Annotated in this window: 12 protein-coding genes and 2 pseudogenes; 5 read left to right on the top strand and 9 right to left on the bottom strand. The window is 38.3% G+C overall.

What is annotated here, in order from left to right:
- Positions 1-216 precede the first annotated feature (216 nt).
- The 6 genes and pseudogenes from D5R40_RS39205 to grpE all read right to left on the bottom strand — a co-directional run.
- Positions 217-394: pseudogene (locus D5R40_RS39205) on the bottom strand (IS1/IS1595 family N-terminal zinc-binding domain-containing protein); the annotation flags it as partial.
- 273 nt (positions 395-667) lie between these two features.
- Complete coding sequence (rsgA, locus tag D5R40_RS06670) at positions 668-1,789, bottom strand: small ribosomal subunit biogenesis GTPase RsgA (protein WP_124142651.1); 1,122 nt, start codon at positions 1,787-1,789, stop codon at positions 668-670.
- On the bottom strand, positions 1,786-2,055 hold the full coding sequence (locus D5R40_RS06665) for a sulfurtransferase TusA family protein (protein ID WP_124142652.1): 270 nt from the start codon (positions 2,053-2,055) through the stop codon (positions 1,786-1,788). The genes rsgA and D5R40_RS06665 overlap by 4 nt, the downstream gene beginning before the upstream one ends.
- Positions 2,056-2,441: 386 nt before the next feature.
- Entirely contained in the window at positions 2,442-3,569 is a 1,128-nt protein-coding gene (gene dnaJ / locus D5R40_RS06660) for a molecular chaperone DnaJ (RefSeq protein ID WP_124142653.1), read from the bottom strand.
- 927 nt (positions 3,570-4,496) lie between these two features.
- The gene (gene dnaK / locus D5R40_RS06655) at positions 4,497-6,515 is read right to left on the bottom strand and encodes a molecular chaperone DnaK (protein WP_124142654.1); all 2,019 of its coding nucleotides are present in this window, start codon (positions 6,513-6,515) and stop codon (positions 4,497-4,499) included.
- A 628-nt stretch (positions 6,516-7,143) separates the two neighbouring features.
- The gene (gene grpE / locus D5R40_RS06650) at positions 7,144-7,860 is read right to left on the bottom strand and encodes a nucleotide exchange factor GrpE (RefSeq protein WP_124142655.1); all 717 of its coding nucleotides are present in this window, start codon (positions 7,858-7,860) and stop codon (positions 7,144-7,146) included.
- Positions 7,861-8,812: 952 nt separating this feature from the next.
- Here grpE and D5R40_RS06645 point away from each other — a divergent pair.
- From D5R40_RS06645 to D5R40_RS06625, 5 genes are all read left to right on the top strand, one after another.
- Positions 8,813-10,984, top strand: coding sequence for a GspE/PulE family protein (locus tag D5R40_RS06645; protein ID WP_124142656.1), 2,172 nt, complete (start codon positions 8,813-8,815; stop codon positions 10,982-10,984).
- 60 nt (positions 10,985-11,044) lie between these two features.
- Positions 11,045-12,148, top strand: a complete 1,104-nt coding sequence (locus D5R40_RS06640; RefSeq protein WP_124142657.1) for a type IV pilus twitching motility protein PilT — start codon at positions 11,045-11,047, stop codon at positions 12,146-12,148.
- Between the two features lie 419 nt (positions 12,149-12,567).
- Entirely contained in the window at positions 12,568-13,701 is a 1,134-nt protein-coding gene (locus tag D5R40_RS06635) for a type II secretion system F family protein (protein ID WP_124142658.1), read from the top strand.
- A 456-nt stretch (positions 13,702-14,157) separates the two neighbouring features.
- Positions 14,158-14,748 carry a hypothetical protein gene (locus D5R40_RS06630; protein ID WP_124142659.1) on the top strand — a complete coding sequence of 197 codons (591 nt, stop codon included), beginning with the start codon at positions 14,158-14,160 and terminating at the stop codon, positions 14,746-14,748.
- A 192-nt stretch (positions 14,749-14,940) separates the two neighbouring features.
- Positions 14,941-15,339: a catalase family protein gene (locus D5R40_RS06625; RefSeq protein ID WP_124147026.1), complete on the top strand. Its 399-nt coding sequence runs from the start codon at positions 14,941-14,943 to the stop codon at positions 15,337-15,339.
- An 82-nt stretch (positions 15,340-15,421) separates the two neighbouring features.
- On the opposite strand, the gene D5R40_RS06620 is transcribed toward D5R40_RS06625, so the two are convergent.
- From D5R40_RS06620 to D5R40_RS06610, 3 genes and pseudogenes are all read right to left on the bottom strand, one after another.
- Positions 15,422-16,651: a bifunctional sterol desaturase/short chain dehydrogenase gene (locus D5R40_RS06620; protein ID WP_124147025.1), complete on the bottom strand. Its 1,230-nt coding sequence runs from the start codon at positions 16,649-16,651 to the stop codon at positions 15,422-15,424.
- Between the two features lie 425 nt (positions 16,652-17,076).
- Complete coding sequence (locus tag D5R40_RS06615) at positions 17,077-18,996, bottom strand: penicillin-binding protein 2 (protein WP_124154404.1); 1,920 nt, start codon at positions 18,994-18,996, stop codon at positions 17,077-17,079.
- A 660-nt stretch (positions 18,997-19,656) separates the two neighbouring features.
- Positions 19,657-20,660 (bottom strand): annotated as a pseudogene (locus tag D5R40_RS06610) (IS5 family transposase).
- Positions 20,661-21,060 lie beyond the last annotated feature (400 nt).

Below are 21,060 nucleotides of genomic sequence, written 5' to 3'. Positions count from 1 at the left end.
ACAGGAATATCTCTGAATTTAAGAAGCGTGAATTAATAATTTCACTCTCATCTCCCAGCATAATTTCAGACTTAGAGTAATATCATGTCCGGTTGAACAGTTAAATAAACGACGAAGGAGTCAGGAGTCAGGATTCAGGATTCAGGAGGGAAGAAAGAAGAAGTAAAGAGAAACTTTTTTTTATAACTAATTATCCGGACATGATATAACCTACAAACCCATACCATTAACGTACATAGTTAGATATTCATGTTTTAGCTCATCTTTTGGAGCTTCTTTGTGTTTGATAACAGTCTAAAAACTGTCTTCGACAATCAACACAGATGTAATTCTGTTTTCCTTTGTTTTTTCCATTTTTGTTAACGTGAGTTGATTGGCATTCAGGACATTGCATTCAAGTTCACCTATAAGGTTTTGGAAAACATTATACCCTAATTTACCAACGCCATTAATTATAATACTGTAGGTTGGGTTAAGCGATATAGCTGCCGCTAGGCTCCGCCAACGCGCAACCCAACAAAAATATATTGATGTGGGATTTTATTCCTGAGATTGATGCTGGGTTTATTCTACACATAAACTGCGCTAACATTCCTCATATTGATGTGAGATTGAATTCCTAAGATTGATGTTGCGTTTCCCAAGTTCAACCCAACCTACAAAGCTACTAAAATTCATCGAATTCTTCGCACAAATCTTGTAACTGCTGATGCTGTAATCTTCTCGAAGAACGGCGATACTTTTTACTAACTAACTTCGGTTCCAACTTTTGTTCGCCACCTGACTTTATTTTTGCCTTCCAGTTTGACTCAACATCAGGTTTTTGTTGCAAAGCTTCTTGATGCGCGATCGCCTCCTCCAAAAACATCAAATAATATTCATACCTATCCCAATCACCCCTGACTACACAGTTAGGTTCATCCCGATGCAAACAGTCACTAAATTGACAACTTCCTGCTGTTAAATACTGTCGCACTTCTGGAAACAAATACCCTAACTCCAAAGGTTCGCACTCTAACTGTGGTTGATTAAAACCAGGCGTATCTGCCAATAAACCCCCAGTCGGTAGCTCAAATAATTCAACGTGACGAGTAGTATGTCGTCCCCGTGACAACTTTCCTGATACTGCAGCTACTCTTAAATTAACATGAGGAATCAAATAGTTAATTAAACTTGACTTCCCAACTCCAGAAGGACCAGAAATTACGGTAATTTTATTTTTCAGTTTTTCCCACAGAGAAACCGAATTATCTTTTGCTATCCCCAAACCTGCATATGTTTCCACACTAATAAAGAATGGATTGTAACCCCACTGAGAAATTTTATTGCGCCATTTCTTTATTTGCTCTGGTGTGACAAGATCGCACTTATTCAAACATAAACATACCTCTAAACCTGTTGACTCTGCCTTTACTAAAAATCTTGTTAAAGCAATAGGGTCTAAATCTGGTTCTGCCATAGCAAACACTAACATTACCTGGTTTGCATTAGCTACAGGAGGACGGTCTAGTTCTGTTGTTCTTGGCAAAACCTCAGCAACAGCTCCTCGTCCACCTGCCCAGTCAGGATCTTCTATCACCACGCGATCGCCGACCATTACTTTCTGGCCTATTTTCTTCAATCGCGATCTGCGGGTACACAGGAGTTGGGTAAAATTTTCTGTTGTTTTTTTTACCAAATCATTTTTTGTATCGAGCTTAACTTGGTAAAAATTTGCTTGGACTGCTACAACTGTCCCTACCAAATCCTTATTTGCTTCTAAGATATCACCCTCTTCTGAACAACTCATGCAACCGTTTCCGGACGACGTACCTTCAGGATAAAATATTCAGAGCGATCGCTTATTTCTTCTATTTGATAACCTTCTATCATCAAACTATCAGGTACTTGCTCTATTGGTTCTCCTTGGTCTAGCCAAACTTCCAAAATTTCTCCAGGCATCATTTTTTCTAGGTGTAGTTTTGTCTTGACAAAATTAATTGGACAGGGAGTACCTCGCAAATCTATTTGGGCATCTGGTATTTTTTGCTGCTGAACTTGAGGTTGAGAATCCATAATTTAATATTGTCTCTCCAATCTTTTAATTTTTAATAGTATAGTTGCAATCAATTATTATCAGGAAAGACAGAGGGCAAGAGGCAGAAGGGAATTCTAACCGAATAATTAAGGTAAAAATCCTCTCCTTTAAAGGAGAAATGAGAAAAAATTTTCCTTTGAGTCAATCCTCTTCTTTTCAAGGAGAGGTAATTGTTAATTATTAATTATTAATTATTAATTATTAATTGTTGAATCCTGTCCTCTGGCAGTGACCGAAGGGAACAAGGGTATAAAACCCCACGGTCTACACGGTGTCTACAATTGGTTGAGGTATAAAACCCTAACCAATTGTTCCTTCTGCCCTCTGCTATCTGCCTTCTGCCTTTGTTTATTCCCTTTCTTGATCATTTTTGGTGAAATAAGTTTCCTAAAAACCCTTCTATGCCACCTTTTCCTATACGATCGCCCTTAATGCTTGCCAGTTTTTCCAGCAACTCACGTTCTTCTGTAGTAATTTTTGTGGGAATATCTATTACTATTGTAATGAGATGGTCACCACGGCTTACCGGATTACCCAATTTCGGTACTCCTTTATCTTCTAAAGTTAGAACAGTATTTGGTTGAGTACCTGCTGGAATTATTAATTCTGCTTTGCCATCAACTGTATTTATCTCCAGACTACAGCCCAAAATTGCTTGTAAATAACTAATTTTTATTTCAGATAGAATATTAATTCCATCTCTTCTAAACTCTGAGTCTTTTTTGACCCCCAAGAAAACATACAAGTCTCCAGGTGGTCCACCCATCTTACCTGCATCTCCTTCTTTAGATACTCGTAACTGAGTACCATTGTCTACCCCTCCTGGGATAGTAATCTTTATTTTTTTTGTAACCTCATTTTGCCCACGTCCACCACAGGTTGGGCACTTTTCTTCTATTATTTGCCCAGTACCATTACAGGAAGGACAAACCGAAACTTGAGTAAAACTACCGAAAGGAGTCCTTGTTGCCCGGCGTACTTGACCACTTCCCCCACAAGTAGAACAAGTTTTGGGTTTTGTACCTGGTTTGGCACCCGAACCGTTGCAAGTTTCACAGACCTCTAAATGTTTGATGGTTAGTTCTTTATCCCCACCAAATACAGCTTCGTGGAAATCCAGATTCAGGTCTATGCGTAGGTCATCACCTCTAACTGGACCTGTACGCCTACGCCCTTGTGTCCCCATTCCTCCAGAAAATCCACTGAAAAAGCTTTCAAATATATCAGCGAAACTGTCTGAAAAATCTGTGGAGAAACCTTGCGCTCCTGCTCCTGATACTCCTGCTTCCCCAAAGCGGTCGTAACGAGCTTTTATTTCTGGGTCTGAGAGAACTTCGTAAGCACGATTTATTTCTTTAAAGCGTTCTTCTGCTCCTGGCTCTTTGTTCACGTCTGGGTGGTACTTACGAGCCAAGCGACGGTAAGCACGCTTTAGTTCCTCTTTGTCTGCTGTACGAGAAACACCTAGAATTTCATAATAATCGCTGGCCATAGAGCTGATTGCCTAGAATTAGTGTTAATATGTGTATTGTTTAACTCAGTACTTACGCAAAGGCACTACATAAGGGGTATTGCTCAGTTACACTCGTGCTAACACACCCTACCAATAGCGTTCATGGGTAAGTCCTATAACTTTTATCTTTGAAGTACCCAACACCAAAGCTGTCGCTAGATAGTGTCAGATATGCTGCTTCAACCGCCAATGCCTCCATGGTCTGAAAACTTTCTTGGTCTTACACAGGGTCCACAGGCTAAATTTTTATTTATTTATATGCTTGGTTTTCACCTTGACAGCTATAGTTCGCTGCAAGTACTAATTTATTATATCTAAAATTTCACTCGCATCCCCATACAACTCCAAGTAAATTACCAATTTAACGGCCATTCTATTACAATAGCGCGGGACTTTTTGCGACCAAAGGTTAAAAATATCGGGCGATCATATTATCCGGTCTTAAATTTACCAATATATTTATGCACATTCTACCACTCTAACATAGACTTTTTTGTTAATAAAAATCTTACTCCACCTAGTTACTACATTATATTTTCAGTGACTGGTTTAATACCTCACTGCCAAACTATGCTTTACCCATCCACATCTTTCTTAACATTTCTCAAATATCAGGGATAAGTGGGTATTAAGTTTATATCATAGATGGTGCTAAAAGTCAAGCTCTCTACTCTCCTCAAATATCGAGACCATTAAAACTTTCTATATTGTAAAGAATTATATCGGTAATGGTAAGCCACCAACGAGGGTGGTTACAATAGTGGATTGATAGCGGTAGGGCATACCGTAATTAAAATGCTTGGGGAGACGTACTTATGGGGATCAATCAGAGTAATTTGGTTAATCTAGTTAAGTGTCTTTGAGCCAAGAATCGCCCCTTATAATCTTCGATTTAACGGGCGAGTGTCAAAGGAATGGATTTTTTCCAAATTCACTTTCAGGTTCTTCAGTTGATTCTTCAGCCTTAACTGAAGTTGCCTCATTTTTAGTTGGGTTACTATCAATTGGTGTATTAGTTTCTTGCTCTAAAGTTTCTTCTTCTGAAGTTTCTGAATCTAGAGGAAGCTGAGTAATCTTCTCTTTTTCTAGTGAATCTATCTTTTCACCGCCACTTCGGTCGTATAAAGTTTCACCTAAAGCAAAAAGCTTTTGCCTGAATTCTTCAATGTGCTGATTTAACTGGTCATAATTATTTTCAGTTCTTGAGTTAATGAGAACTTGCTTGAAATGTTCATAGCTTTCTTCAAGTTCTGTTGCTAACTGTTCATCAATAAAATCACCATGTTCTTTGATAGTTGCTTCGTAATTGTATAGAAGAGTATCTGCCTGATTTCTCAATTCTGCTAATTTTTGTTGTTGAATATCTTGTTGCGCATAAATTTCTGCTTCTTGTTGCATTCGTTTAATTTCTGCTTCATTCAAACCACCTGTATTACTAATTTCAATACTTTGTTCTCTACCCGTTCCTATATCTAAGGCCTTAACTTTCAGAATTCCATTAGCATCAATATCAAAGTTAACTTCTATTTGAGGTATACCTCTAGGAGCTGGAGGAATTCCTTTGAGTAAAAACTTACCTAAACTTTTATTATCTTTAACCATTGCCCGATCCCCTTGAAGGACATGAATTTCTACAGAAGTTTGTCCATCCACGGCAGTAGAATACATCTGAGAGCGACTGGTAGGAATTGTAGTATTCCTTTCTATTACCTTGGTATATATTCCCCCTAAAGTTTCTAACCCCAGGGATAAAGGAATCACATCTAATAGCAAAAGGTCTTTAACTTCACCACCTAAAATACCAGCTTGAATTGCTGCTCCCGATGCCACAGCTTCATCGGGATTAACGGAAGTATCAGGAGTTTGAATGTTAAAATAATTACTTATTGCTGCCTGAACTGCTGGTATTCTAGTAGACCCTCCCACCAGAATAATTTTGTCTATCTTTTCTGGTGTTATACCAGCATCTTTCAGAGCTTGTTCTACTGGTTTAATCGTACTTTTAGTAAGATTTTGTATTAATTTTTCAAATTGAGCACGAGTTAATTGGGTCTCCAAGTGTTTTGGCCCTGTTTCGTCAGCAGTGATAAATGGTAAATTTATATTGGTAATCTGGGCAGAAGATAGTTCTATTTTTGCCTTTTCTGCTGCCTCTCGGAGTCTTTGTAGCGCCATTCTATCTGCCGATAAGTCTGTGCCTTCCCGGTCTATAAACTCTTCTACCAACCAACGGACTAAATAATTATCAAAATCATCTCCTCCTAGATGGTTGTTACCGGAAGTTGCCTTAACTTCAAATACGCCATCTCCTAACTGTAAAATCGAAACATCAAAAGTCCCACCACCAAGGTCAAATACCAAAATGGTCTGGTCTTGGTCTTGCTTATCTAAGCCATAAGATAAAGAAGCAGCAGTTGGTTCATTGATAATTCGCAGCACTTCCAGACCAGCAATTGTTCCTGCATCTTTAGTTGCTTGTCTTTGTGCATCTGTAAAGTAAGCGGGTACTGTGATTACTGCTTGAGTAACAGATTCTCCTAAATATTTTTCAGCATCCTGCTTCATTTTTTGCAGAATCATTGCTGAAATTTCTTGAGCTGTATAATTCTTGCCTCGTATCTGGATATTTACAGTATCATCTTTACCCTTAATACAGGTATATGGAACTCGGGAGCGCTCTTCTTCTGTATCGTCCCATCTTCTGCCAATAAACCTTTTGATACTGTAAACTGTATTTACTGCATTGTTTACTGATTGTCTCTTTGCTAGTTGGCCAATTAAGCGTTCGTTCCCTTTCGCAAATCCCACAATACTTGGTGTTGTACGCCCACCTTCTGAGTTGGAAATTACAATTGGTTTGCCCCCTTCTAAGACGGCCACACAACTATTAGTTGTCCCTAAATCAATGCCAATGACTTTTCCCATAGTGCTTCGGCGTTCTTAAATAGTCAAAAATATTTTGAGTTTTTTTAGTAAAGTTGTATTCAGAACAAATCAAGTAATCTCGGTAAGATTTTAGATTGAAATTTTTACACTTGTATTTTCTTTTAGCTAATTTTGAATAGTGTGAATACAACTTACTAAGTGTGGTGATTAAACAAAAATATGGAAGTGTTTTAACATATCCAGGGGTTGAAACACCCTGGATTTTGTGGTTTGGCTACCGCATAGAGGGATAAACCCGCTTATGGTTGAAACCTGTCAACAGACTCCTAGACTCCTCGGCATAGATCAAAATCTAGCTGTGAGGTTACTTTTTTTTTTAGCTTTGAGAGTGGTTTTACTCAAAATGCTGGAGCAATAAATCGCTGCTTTAGCTGCCTTCTTACTTTTCGGTGTCAAATGCGGAGCTAACAGCTTTCCTAGGAAATATCATTCCCGTCTCCTATCTACCGGAGTTTAACTCCAAACAGCTAAAGGTCATGGCGACAAACCTTATTCTTAATCGCATTCAACAATTATACCAGACGTTGAAACCGGGATTTCTCCAGCGTGTAGTTATTCTACCAGGGGATAAATCTTCTGGGAACTTTCGGACTGCCATTTTTTACCTTTAACCTTCTGGATCAGTTTGAGTTTCTTCTGTAGATTCTACAGGTTCTGGAGCTGTGGCTACTTTTACCATGGCGTGTCGGAGGACACGATCTCCGAGAGTATATCCCCGCACTAACTCTTCTGTCACAGTTCCTTCTGGATATTCTGTTGTTGCTTCTCGCATTACTGCCTCATGTAGATTTGGGTCAAACTCTTGACCTTCTGGACGCATAGGAGAAACTCCCAGTCGTTTCAGAGTTTCTACCATTTGCTTATAGACAGTTTGATAGCTCTTGTGGATATTCATTTCTCCATCATTAGCTGGTTTAATCTGAGAACGAGCACGGTCAAAATTGTCAATTACTGGTAATAATTCGATGATTGTGGAGCACTTGACTTGTACATCCAGTTCTTCTTTTTCTTTTTGTGTACGTTTACGGAAGTTCTCAAAGTCTGCGGCTAGTCTTTTGTATTGAATATCTTTCTCTTCTAGCTGAACTTTGGTAGTTTCTACCTGAGTTTGCAGAGATTCATTTGCCTCTTTTAAAAGGACTATATTCTGTGACATTTGCTCGAAGTTTTGTTGGTCTGTATTTACAGAACCATTATCTTCAGATACTTCCTCAATATTTTCAAGTTTTTGAGATGAGTCTAATTCTGCGTTTGCCTCAACCACTTCCATATTTTCATGTATTTCTTGATTTGTTGTTTCTGCTGATGGTATCTCTCCTACCATTTAATTTTCTCCTGGATACTGACGGTTGTTACTGCTTTTAATTTTGCTTTTTTCCTCTGATTTATTCAGAATAAAAAGCACTATGGAAACACTGATTTTTAACTGGGCTATATAATTATTACCACCTTTAAACTTATTAGTTATCAGGTTTTTAGCGCCAAGCTTATAAGCTTAATATTAGCAAGTATAGTGGTTTATAGAAATTATAGGGTACTTAATTTTTTAGCAAAATACCTAACCAATTTCTTTACTAAAAAATTGCTAATATTACTAATTAAGTCTATGTCACAAATAAAATTATGGTTATCACTCTTAAAAAAACTTACTTATACTAAAGACAAAGACTCTTTTACAGATTTTAAACTAGAAAAGGTTAAGGTTGTTGAACTGGTCAACCATTAACATTAGTCTATTATATAATAGTTAGGATATTCTTTAAAATTAACATAGATTGCAATACTATCTCAGTCACTCTGAAGTAGTTCCTGAGACCTCAACAATAAATAATAGGCTTTCCTAGTTCTATGGCCTGATGTTTTTCGTAAACATTGTGTCCCTGGAGATTTCTTGACTCTAGTTTTAGATTATACCGAATTATTTTATATTAACCAAAACATTTTTCTGGTCGATATTTTTACTGGCTATAGCTGATTGTAGCTGCTATATCAAACAAAAGAGAAAGTATTTCTATGCTATGTGAATTAAATTGCTAGGGTTTTTACAGTAACATGGTAATTACTGGCCTTAATTCTAATTTAGGAGTTTTGTATAATTGTAGACTATCCCTAGATTAACTTAACTAAAGCTATTCAAATACTCACCAGAAATAATATTAAACCAGGAAACAGGAAATACTTAATCAGTAAACTAAGTTAACGACTTGTTAAGCTGGTGTAAATTTCATCAAAAACTTAGGGAATACTTAGATTCAGGAGAATTTAATTTATCAGCCATGGCCCAAACCTCTTCACGGAATTCACGCACCGCTATAGTTGCCCTTAGCAATCTTTCTCCTTTTGGGAATAAACTGGTTCAAGCAGGCTATGTCAACATTGAACAATTCCAAAAATGTCAAGTTGAAAGCCGTAAAACCGGTAAATCTTTGACAGATCTGCTCCAAGCTCTAACAGGACAAGCTTTACCTCCAGAATTACTGAGGCATTACAAAAAGCAGCAGCTATTTGAACTAATGATTTTCTATGGTGTAGCTGCCTTTGACCCAGAAATAACTCAAATTCCACCACAACAAGTATGTTATCTCATTGACACAGTAATTCCGATAGAAACTTGTCGTCGTAACCGAATTATACCACTATTTAGCCACGAAACTCATTTGGCAAATCAGTTAGTCCGAGCTGGCAAAATAGATAAAAACCAAATGTTAAAAGTTTTGACTCAAAGAATTGGTTCACAAGGTACATTCGTTGAGGAATTAGAGAAGTTTGCTGGAGATTCACTGCCGTCAAATTTGCTGAATGAACATGAAAAACAGCAACCCTTTGTGATGGTAGCAATGGCCGACCCTGATAACCTCCAAGCTTTAGATGAACTGAAAAATAAAATTCTCAGACATCGTGGATTAACTTTACAGCGTCTGGTCATTACTCCAGAAGATTATCAACACCTAATTAACTACTACTTAGACGAGCAAACGAAAAAGGACGCTGTTGCTGCGAAAAAGGCAGAAGAAAAAGAGTTAGAGCTGGAGTCAGGATTTTTTGAGACTCAGCAATTAGAAGAAGCTGAAGATGAGAATGCGGTAGAGGACATAGCACAAAGCATCTCTGAAGCTGAAGATGCTCCTGTGATTAAGGCTGTTAATGTAATTTTAGTGAAAGCTCTGACTGAGGGAGTATCAGATATTCATGTGGAACCCCAAGAGGAATTTATCAGAATTCGGATGCGTAAAGATGGGGTATTGCAAGAATATTTTCGGTTTCCGAAAAAAGTTATCCCAGCTATTACTTCCCGCTTCAAAATTATTGCTAACTTAGACATTGCTGAACGACGGCAAGCTCAAGATGGTCGTATTCGTAAAGTATTTAAGGGACGTACTATTGACTTTAGGGTAAATAGTTTACCTAGTCGCTATGGTGAAAAGATTGTTTTACGGATTTTGGACAGCTCTAGTACCCAACTAGGGTTGGATAAGTTAATTACAGACCAGGATACTTTGGCTTTAGTGAGGGAAACTGCTAGTCGTCCATTTGGATTAATTCTGGTAACGGGGCCAACAGGTTCTGGTAAGTCTACTTCTCTATATTCTGTCTTGGCAGAACGAAACGATCCGGGTATTAATATAAGTACTGCAGAAGACCCCATTGAATATGCTTTACCTGGGATTACTCAGTGTCAAGTGATTCGAGAAAAAGACTTAACTTTTGCTAATATCCTCCGGGCATTTCTACGACAAGACCCTGATGTCCTACTGGTGGGTGAAACACGGGATAAGGAAACAGCAAAAACGGCTATTGAGGCGGCATTAACTGGACACTTAGTTTTAACAACCCTACATACTAATGATGCAGCAGGGGCGATCGCTCGACTTGATGAGATGGGAGTTGAATCTTTTATGGTCTCTGCTGCTTTGTTAGGTGTTTTGGCACAACGTCTAATGCGTAGGGTTTGTAGTGAATGTCGAATTCCCTATGCTCCTGAACCTAAGGAGTTGACTCGCTATGGTTTAGTTCCTTCTCAGGAGCAGGATTATACTTTCTACAGAGCAAATACTATACCAGTTGAAGACCGCAGGGTATTGGCAGAAAGGGACGAACTTTGTAAAAAATGTGGTGGTCTAGGTTACAAAGGTCGTGTAGGTGTTTATGAATTTATGAAGTCTACAGAGCGACTACAAACTCTAATTACTCAAAGAGCACCTACAGAGCAAATTAAGGAAGTAGCAGTTGAAGAAGGAATGACTACTTTATTGCAGTATAGCTTGGATTTGGTGCGACAAGGTTATACCACTTTTGAAGAGGTAGAGCGGGTAACATTTACTGACTCTGGTCTGGAGGCAGAAATGAAGCGCCAAGCTAAACAGAATCTAGTTTGTAAGTCTTGTAATGCTGAATTAGAGGCAGAATGGCGATATTGTCCATATTGTATGACACCCCGCTTTGAGTAGTTGAGGAGTAATTAACTTTTTAAGTATAGCAAATGCAACGTTTTTCGGGAGATTGAAATTATGTCTTTTATGATTGAAGATGTGTTGGAGTCCCTTGTAGAGCAGGGCGGTTCAGATATACATATCCAAGCTCGCGCTCCTATTTTTTTTAGAATTACTGGCCAACTTATGCCTCAGCCACAGTTTGGAGAAAATCTTGACCCACTGGAAGTGCAAAATCTGATTTTCCAAATGCTCAACAATATGCAGCGTAAGCATTTGGAGCAAAATTGGGAACTTGACAGTGCTTATGGTGTTAAGGGGTTGGCTCGTTTCCGTTTAAATGTTTATCGGGAGAGAGGTAGTTGGGCAGCTTGTATGCGTGCTTTGGCTTCTCAAATTCCTAATATTGATAAGCTTGGATTCCCGATGATTTTACGGGAGATGACTGAGCGACCAAGGGGACTTTTTCTAGTGACAGGGCAGACTGGATCTGGAAAAACAACTACTACGGCGGCTTTGCTAGATTTGATTAACCGTACCCGTTCTGAACATATTCTCACTGTTGAAGACCCTATAGAATATGTTTTTCCTAACGTTAAGAGTTTGTTTCATCAACGGCAAAAGGGAGAAGATACAAAAAGTTTTTCTAATGCTCTGAAAGGGGCACTTCGTCAAGATCCGGATATTATTCTGGTGGGAGAAATGCGAGACCTGGAAACTATTGCTTTGGCTAGTACCGCAGCAGAAACAGGTCACTTGGTATTTGGGACTTTACACACTAATTCTGCTTCTAGTACGGTAGACCGGATGTTAGATGTTTTTCCTCCAGAACAACAACCTCAAATTAGGTCGCAGTTGGCTAATTCTATTGTTTGTATTTGTAGTCAAAACTTGGTGAAAAAAGTTGGTGGGGGTCTCTGTGTTGCTCAGGAAATTTTGATTAATACTCCGGCGATCGCTAACTTAATTCGGGAATCTAAAAATGCTCAACTTTATTCTCAAATTCAGATGGGTAAAAAGTTGGGTATGCAGACTATGGAAATGTCTCTTGCCGATTTATATAAAGAAGGAAAGGCTACTTGGGCTAATGTGATGGCTAAAGCGGTAAAGCCAGATGAGTTAGAAGCTTTGATTGGTCCAGAACCTAAAGTGAAGGGAGAAAAAACTAAGGCTCGTCGTTAGATATTATTGGGCGATCGGTTGTCGGTAGTAGAGGAGTGAGGAGTATTAGAAGAACTTCATACAATCTTCCTTTCTCCATTCTACTGAGTAAAGTACTTTTGACAATCGTATGAAAAACAAACTTCTTGAGAGGTGGTAGGTGATAGTTAACGAAGTCAGAAGTCAGAAGTTAACCCACCCCTAACCCCTCCCAGGAGGGGAAGTAGGGGATTTGAGTAAGCCTCCGAAAACATTTCGCCTTAAAAGGCAGGGTTGCGCGACCCAATTATTTTGATCAAAGAGGTTTTTTCGCTTAAGGTCTGATTTGGAAACAGAGTAAAGCTAATGATAATTAAAAACTTTTTCAAAAGCAATTTAAAATCACGCCACCTAAGCAAATAGTTGTTTATTAAAGATTAAAAAAATGAGGAAAATAAACTATGACTAGCAATTTAGCCAGGAAAAAATCTAAAGGTGGATTAGAGGAACAATTAAAAGCATTTGAAGAAAAATTAAACGTCGCCCTTGCTACGATTACTGTTAAGGACTTAGCTGTTTTTGCACGTCAATTTGCTGCGATGTTTAATGCAGGTGTGCCGATGGTCAGGTGTCTTAAAGTATTACAAGAACAAAGCTCTAATTATAAGATTAAATATGCTCTAAAAATGATTAGTGCAGAGGTAGAAGAAGGCACTGAATTGTCAGAAGCAATGAGGAAACATCCTGCTTGTTTTGATGAATTATTTCTGAGTATGGTGGCTGCTGGAGAGGTGGGTGGTGTCCTTGATGAAGTGCTTGAGCGTTTGGCAGTAATGTTGGAGAAAAATGCTAAGACTTTGAGTGAAATTAAGTCTGCTATGTCTTATCCAAAAACTGTTATGTTTATTGCTTTGGCAGTATTTTTTGGTATGACGACTTTTCTATTACCAACCTTTGCCAAAATTTTTGAAGAAATTGGTACTGAGTTGCCTGCTTTTACTGTTTTTATGTTAGGTATTAGTGCTTTTTGTAGAACTTGGCCTCCTATTCCTCAAGTAACGGCAATAGGCACAATTATTTTTATTTACGTTGTTTATACAATGGTTTATAAAACAGACCAAGGTAGGCTATTTTTTGACAAAATATTTCTGAAACTTCCTATTTTTGGAGATATTATTGAAAAGTCGGCAGTGGCTCGTTTTTGTATGATTTTTGGTACTTTGACTCGCTCCGGTGTACCAATGTTGAAGTCTCTAGAAATTGTGAGAAATGTGGCAGGAAATGCGGCGATCGCTGAGTCTGTTGAGTATGCAAGGCAAGAAATTCAAAGTGGGGGAATGATTAGTTTAGCTCTGCAAGAAAAGAAAGTTTTTCCTTCTTTAGCAGTTCAAATGATGGCTATTGGAGAGGAAACTGGTGAGTTGGATGCGATGTTGATGAAGGTGGGAGCTTTTTATGAACAAGAAGTTGAGGAAGCCGTAAAATCTTTGACAAGTATGTTGGAACCTTTAATGATTGTTGTTATTGGTGCGATGGTTGGTGCGATTTTGCTTTCTATGTATTTACCTATGTTTAAGGTATTTGAAGATTTGTAGAGTGAATTGAAGAAGGAAGAAGGAAGAAGGAAGAAGGAAAAGTATTACGTTGTCTGAGTTTTAAACTTTTGAACTGTCCTAACCTTTCCTTTGACTGCTATAAGGGATTTGCAACTTAATAAAGTACCAATTATTGGTGTAGAAAAAGGCTCGTGGCTGTCATTGCGAGGCGATGATATTAAACTCAACCTCAATCGGGAATAGTTAAGCTAGCCGAAGCAATCTCTACTCTATAGATTAGCTGGTAGTCTATTTTTTTGCTAGTCCCTAACAAGTTGTATTCCCTGTTCCTATCCAAATTTTATATAGCAAAGAACGAGTTGGTTAGGACTTATGCTGATGATAAACCTTAGACAGGAAAATTTTTTTCCTATTGTTCCCTACTCCCTACTCCCTATTCCCTATTTGAAATAGTAGAAAATTATAAGTTAAATATAAGAAAAAATTAAAATTATTATGGTTATAAAAAAATCAGATTACGAAGCACTACTAGCAGAATATAGTAATTCACAAGCAACAATTGCACTACTTAAACAACATAGACCATACTTAGAAATGCTTCCCAGTATGCGTCGTCCAGAAGATAGTTTAATTGTGATTCCTCTACCTATTATTAGTTTACGAAAACATGGTAATGAGTCAGGAAAAACTGTTAATTTGCCTTGCGATCTAGGAATTTTTATGTGCGACCCTGAGTGGAAGGTTAAGACAGGAGCAGAAATTTTTATTTTTATTTATAGACCCCAGGAAGACTTTTCCGATCTACTTAGTCGTTGGCGACAAACTCAGATTTTATTAGATAAGGAATATGAATGGGTAATGCCTCAAGGTTATAAACACATTTATTCTCAAGAAGCTGAGGAAATTTATCCTTTATTTGTTTTATTTTCAGAGACTCCAGAAAGGATTAAAAGAGGATTGATAGGAGCATCTTTACCTTTCGTTGTACAGCCAACTTTTGATTCGATAGAAATGGAAGTTGAGGAGTCGAATATTGAAATACAGACAATGTTATCTCAGATGGATGATGGGATTAATGATGGTTAAGAAAAACAGAGATTAGTGTCGCTACCCGGAAGTTAAAAGTCATGCATTTAAAAGTCAATCATTTTTGATCTGTAATTGTTTTAGGATTTTGTAACTGGTTAGTTATTTCTGCCATCCTGCACTAGGTTAGCGTAAGCATTCAGCTATTAGCTGTCAGCTCTCAGTAAAAAAAGCGGGTCTTAATAAATTTGGTTGCAAAATCGCCTTCCTGATGAGACCAGACCTATTGATTATCTCCGCAAGGAATATGTTGAGAAACTTTCCCAAAAACCTATTATCTATCATCTCCAATTACGCTTGCATGAAGATATTCAAGGGGATAAAACTAAGATTTTTACCCAAGAAGTAGAATGGAGTGAAGAAACTTCCCCTTGGTTGGATTTAGCAACGATAACCATAGGTCGGTCGCTTTCTTTTGAAGAAACGGAGAAACTATCTTTTGATATCGGTAGGCAACCGGATTCTTTGGGTGCAGTGGAGGCGTTTGATGCTCACGATCCTAATTCTGTGAATGCTGCTCGTCTTAGGATTTATGGTTTATCTCTTGCAGTAAGGAGTTTTTTATACAGAAAAAGCGGCAAGTTTGAGTAGGGTTCGCTTATGGAAGTCTTTTGGTCAGAGGAGGAGTCAGGAGACAACCCACCCCCTACCAAAATACTTTATTCAGCAAACCCTATTTAGAAGTAAATAATTTAAAGTAAGTAGAAACTAAAAATTCTTTGATAGGAATTGCTACAAAAGTCAAAGGATTAATTGTGACAATAATTGTTCTAACATCTGCTTTTGCTAATTTTACTATCTGTTTTGCCACCCAATCAGCAGACATTATTCCAATGGGATTAAGATTACTTTTAAACGGACCTAATATTAATTTCCGAATGACACAGGGAGCATCTAATTTTCTTAAAGTAACTAAATCTCCAAGGGTTCTTTTTGTGAGTTCATATAGAGGACTAAAAGCTGGAGAAACTTCTGCTTCTGATGTGTTAACCCAGACTTCTTTACAGGCAATATCAGAATTTGTTCTCACAGTTTTGAGGAAGATTTCTAACATTCGCCAACTAGAAAAAGTATTAATTTCATAAGATTTAGCGATCGCTTCTGCTGTCTTTTCTCCATGTACGTTAATGCCATGATTTAATACTAAAATATCTACTTTTTTAAATAAATCTGCTAAATTATTTTCTTGACTTACTTGCCAATTTATGGTACTTACTTTTAAGTCTTTACCATCTATATTTATAGTAATAGTTTGATTCCCAGAGGTAAGAGCAATTACTTTTGCCCCTGCTTTGTGAAGATGTAGGAGAAGCGATCGCCCTAAACTGCCAGAAGCACCTGTAACAGCAATAGTTTTACCTTTGAGAGAAAGAGCTGTACCCATAAGTTTATCTACCAGACTCAGAGTACCGCAAAAATAAGCATTTTGATTATCGAAGTGGTGTCGCCAATGATAAGAACGGTTAACAAACCAATAAGTGGGAGGCTCTGAGAATGCACCAGGAAGATGATTGAGGTCTGTAAGTTGGTCAGCATGAGGAATACCAATACCACGAGCGATCGCCGGAAGCAAGAAACTTAAAGTATAAACAGAACCTGCTAAAGTAGCCCAATGATAAGAAGGTATCCAAACAAAAGTTAGTGCCCAGAGTAACAGACTAAAAGTCAACATTACCAGAGATTCTGGGACATCGTGATACCAAGTAGCTTTTTGATAAACCTCTGTACTGACAGGAGTCAAGTCTGGGCGGAAAACACGATGATGCCAACCGTGCCATTTATACAAAGGAGACCAAATATGAGAAACCACATGATAAGTATCTCGCACCAGTTCCACAAATAATATAGAACCCAGGATCCAACAAATGTTGGCTATCCAAGGGTTGACCAGATAAAACTCCATAAACCTCACTATCAAATATGTTATATAAATATACTTTAAATTAACATTAGAAGTATTGCTTTTCTGATAGGAAGTCTTAAAGTTATATCATGTCCGGTTGAATACTTATAAAAAGCGACGGAGGATTCAGGAGTCAGGAGTCAGAAGTCAGCAGAGAAGGAAGAATGAAGAATTTTTTTTCATAAAAAAAGCACTACGTCTTTTGGTTAAAACAATAATTTAGTTATAAGGGAACAGGGAACAGGGAGAAATAATTGATAATTTTTTGATTTTTGATTATCACGCCTATGTCTATTTAGCCGGACATAATACTATAGGAGTCTAAGGAAAGAGGACGGACAGATCAAAAGCTGAAAACTCAGACAAGGTAAAATTTTTCCCTCTTCCTTCTTCCCTCTTCCCTCTTCCTTCTTCCTTCTGCTATACTATTTTCCTTTATTAGCAAAATAAGTATCAAAAATAGCTTTAGCAATTGGTGTCGCACCTACCGAACCGTAACCACCCTCCTCAACTGCAATTGCTACAGCGATTTCAGGATTATAAGCAGGTGCAAACCCAATATACATCGCATTATCTGCCTGCCCAGGAAGTTCCACCGTGCCAGTCTTTCCTCCAGATAATGGAATAGTACCATCATTCAAACTCCGACCAGTACCCTTCCTCACCACATCAATTAATCCTTCGCGCACTGTATTAATAGTTGAAGGTTTTAGACCAGTTTTAATTGATTTAGTAGCTGCAGTGCCAGTTTGAGATGCCAATAAATGAGGCTTTACTCGATACCCACCATTAGCGATCGTGCTGACCATCACTGATGATTCTAAAGGAGTTACCAACACCAAACCTTGACCTATACCCATAGTCACAATATCAGCAATATGCCAAGGTTTGGTGTTGGTAACTCCTTTAGAATCATTAGCGATCGTGCTGACCATCACTGATGATTCTAAAGGAGTTACCAACACCAAACCTTGACCTATACCCATAGTCACAATATCAGCAATATGCCAAGGTTCTCCATAAATCTCTTCTTTTTCTTTAGGAGTGGGAATTTGACCATGATTACCATCTATCCCCAATAGTTTTAAGTCAATACTGCCACCAATACCTAACTCTCGCCCCCACTTAGAAATTACTTCCGGGCCAATATTCACAGCCATTTGATAGAAAAATGTATTGCTACTGTAAGCTAAAGCATCCCTAAAACCAATTAACCCATAACCTCCACTATGTTCGTTAAAAGTGATGCCACCAATAGTGACAGCATTATAAGTTCTCACTCTAGAGTTAGGAGAATACTTACCAGACTGGAGTGCTGCAACAGAAGCAACTGTTTTGAAAGTACTTCCTGGCGGATAACCCTGGAGCGCACGATTCAAAAAGGGCTTACTTGCACCTTGCAGACGTTGCCATTCTGAGGTTGTCATCTTACCAGTAAATAGACTAGGGTCAAATGTAGGTCTGCTTGCCATTGCTAAGATTTCCCCTGTTTTGGGATTGATGGCAACTGCCACACCCCGACGGTTTCCTAGTGCTTTTTCTGCTGCTTTTTGAATATCGATATCTAAGGTTAATTTGACTGATTTGCCTGATGTCGGATTTTTGGCTCCCAGTTCCTGGATTTTGTTACCTTTAGCGTCAACTTCAATCAAACGATTACCCCAAACTCCCTCCAATTTAGAGTTTGCGGAACTTTCTATCCCCATTTTACCAACAATCATTCCCATTGGGTATTTGGGGTTAGATATCAATTCTTCTTTGGTTGCTTCGCCAGTATATCCAATCAGATGAGCTGCTAAACTGCCATTAGGATAGTAGCGAATATTTTCAGTACGCACTTCTAGTCCTCGTGTTTCACCAGTTTTTTCTGCTAATGCTATGAAGGTAGTGGGATCGAGATTAGAAAAGATTCTAACTCCTAGGGGTGAATCATAGCCAACTTCTTCTAATTTGTTGATAATATCGCTAGCGGAAATGTCTAAAATTGAACTTAATTCGGTTGCAAGTTCTGACCACTCTGCAGCTGAGTATTCTTGAGGCCACAAATATACGGAGCGAGACAGCTTATTACCCGCTAAGATTTTACCTTTGCGGTCATAAATTGTACCACGACTCGCTGCCACTGGAACTAGACGAATGCGGTTGTTTTCTGCACGTTCCCGGTTATACTTTCCCTGAACTAATTGTAGTTGTACTACACGATAAGCATTGATGCCAATTAAGCTAGTGATCAGTAGCATCATTGTGAATGCTTGCACCAAGCGACTACGTTTCGATACAATTTGTTGCCCAGCACTTCTGGCAAGGTGAGGAGATTTAGAATATAAACCAATATCTTGAGTCATTATAATTGCATAAGTGTTTCATCTTGTTGATTTTTCTTTACACCCTGCTTTTTGTCCGGAATATTAACCACTTTTAGTAGTAGATGTAGTAGTAGATGTACCTTTAAAAAATTGTGATTAATTATTTGTTCAATTATATCTTTTCGGGTTATAGTTAATTGTATATTTCACTACATTTTACCATGAGTTAAAAATGAATAGTTATAGCAGTAGCCATTACTACATTTGACATATCAAAAGCTTAAAACTCAGACAACGCAACATTTTCCTTACTTATTTCTTCCTTCTGCTATACAAAAAAGTTAGAGGAAACACAGCAGAAGGAATCAAAGATATTTTTACTCTGCTAAAGAGTTGAGAGTAACTATGGCTCTTGGAGGAGAAAGCAATATGAGATTTGGATAGCATTAGTATTAGGCTTTGTTGCATGAAAGTTGCGATTCGCTCCGCGATCCGTTCCGGAATCACAAATTATATCATGTCCGGTAGCATCGGTCTTGTATAGCAAAGGTAAGGAAGAAGGAAGAAGGAAGAAGAAAGAGGGAAGAGGAAAGAAGGCTACCCTCGCAAGAAAAAACCATCATTTCCTGTAGATATTCACCCTTGGGTTTACACAAACGATATAAACGGACATGATATTACTCCCACAAGAGGGGGAGACTAGATGTCTACTTGATAACTTTCGAGCTTACCATTATGTATCATGGGGTTAAGTATAGTGCATTGAATGAATAACTCCACCGCTTGGTTGTTAAATAATCCTCTTCTCAACTTTCCTCCAAATAGAGCTTTGAGTCTAAACATTGTAGTTTCTGAAGCGAGAACGCCTGTGCTAGCCACTTTCACCTTTCCACTTCTTTCGCCCACAGATACCAATGCGTCTAAGGTTTTTATCTCTAGGATGGGGAGTACCTCTACAGTTGCCATGCTGCCAAATCACCGCATTTTTTCGTGGCGGAATTGTGATTTTAGCTCCTTTGTGACTAGCTTTTTCATAGCACTTGCACTTGTCGTATGCTCCATCGCCCGAAACTTTTACTATTTCATCTTCAACTCCATCAAGCAAGTCAGAGAATACTTGGTCATCACTAACATCGTTGGTTGTTACTACAGCAGCAATTATTTCTCCTGTCGCTTTCCTTCGGAATGCTGCGCAAACATTTACCCCTAGATGTAGTTTACGCAATTTTACAGGTTTGCCTACACCGTCAATCCTGGTCTTCCATTCCCCTTCACCATATACTTTGACTCTCGTAGAATCTACTACGCTCGTGAGTCCCTTCTGCCTTTGGTATCACTGGTATAGTAATGTTTAACTTCCTGATCAGACGAGATACAGTGCTATGGTCTGGTACAGGTAAGTCTAGTTCCATCAAACTAAATATAGATTCGACAAATCCTTCTGTTTGTCGTCCTGCTAATCCAAACAAGCTACTCACAGAGACCATTAATTCAATAGCTACATTACTATAACTATTCGATGCTCCCCTAGGTCTTGTTTTCTGTTGGTTTACCCACTGCTCTATTACTTCAGGACTGAGCCAAAATGTCAGACTCCCTCTGTGCTTTAGGGAAGGATCATATTCAGACCAGTTGCTTACCCGGTACTTGGAATTAGACTTGGAGTTACTCAGATCTACTTCGGTGTAGGTTTTGCGTGTCATGCACTGCTATTTTTACCCTATTTCCTTCCTTTGTGCAACAAAGCCTCAGTATTATTAAATATTGAGGAAGAAGAGTCAATATTTTCAGGGCTTTCGGAACGGAAAGTCCTTACTAATAATAATAAAAGAAACTATATCATTCCGATTAAACAGAATTTGATATAAGACTCTACAAAAAAGTCATTCTCTTCTCCAGTTTGATTATTTTTCCCCGTTCTTTGTTATATCTTTCACTCCTTGCTATTATCAATTTTTTTCCTCTTCTAGAAACCCTTGTAACTTACTATACACGGAGTAATATCAAATCCGGTTGAATACTTATTATATCATGTCCGGTAGCATTGGTCTTGTATAGCAAAGGTAAGGAAGAAGGAAGAAGGAAGAAGGAAGAAGAAAGAGG

Source organism: Okeania hirsuta (genome assembly GCF_003838195.1).
In the GTDB taxonomy this organism is placed as follows: domain Bacteria; phylum Cyanobacteriota; class Cyanobacteriia; order Cyanobacteriales; family Microcoleaceae; genus Okeania; species Okeania hirsuta.
The sequence above is the reverse complement of the archived record's forward strand: the minus strand, read 5'-3'. Positions and strand labels throughout refer to the sequence as shown.

Bases quoted from the DNA above. Each gene is read 5' to 3' on its own strand.
- D5R40_RS06640 (WP_124142657.1), top strand. From the start codon at position 11,045: ATGTCTTTTATGATTGAAGATGTGTTGGAGTCCCTTGTAGAGCAGGGC.
- D5R40_RS06635 (WP_124142658.1), top strand. From the start codon at position 12,568: ATGACTAGCAATTTAGCCAGGAAAAAATCTAAAGGTGGATTAGAGGAA.
- D5R40_RS06665 (WP_124142652.1), bottom strand. From the start codon at position 2,055: ATGGATTCTCAACCTCAAGTTCAGCAGCAAAAAATACCAGATGCCCAA.
- dnaJ (WP_124142653.1), bottom strand. From the start codon at position 3,569: ATGGCCAGCGATTATTATGAAATTCTAGGTGTTTCTCGTACAGCAGAC.
- D5R40_RS06620 (WP_124147025.1), bottom strand. From the start codon at position 16,651: ATGGAGTTTTATCTGGTCAACCCTTGGATAGCCAACATTTGTTGGATC.
- D5R40_RS06615 (WP_124154404.1), bottom strand. From the start codon at position 18,996: ATGACTCAAGATATTGGTTTATATTCTAAATCTCCTCACCTTGCCAGA.
- rsgA (WP_124142651.1), bottom strand. From the start codon at position 1,789: ATGAGTTGTTCAGAAGAGGGTGATATCTTAGAAGCAAATAAGGATTTG.
- D5R40_RS06645 (WP_124142656.1), top strand. From the start codon at position 8,813: ATGGCCCAAACCTCTTCACGGAATTCACGCACCGCTATAGTTGCCCTT.
- dnaK (WP_124142654.1), bottom strand. From the start codon at position 6,515: ATGGGAAAAGTCATTGGCATTGATTTAGGGACAACTAATAGTTGTGTG.
- grpE (WP_124142655.1), bottom strand. From the start codon at position 7,860: ATGGTAGGAGAGATACCATCAGCAGAAACAACAAATCAAGAAATACAT.
- D5R40_RS06630 (WP_124142659.1), top strand. From the start codon at position 14,158: ATGGTTATAAAAAAATCAGATTACGAAGCACTACTAGCAGAATATAGT.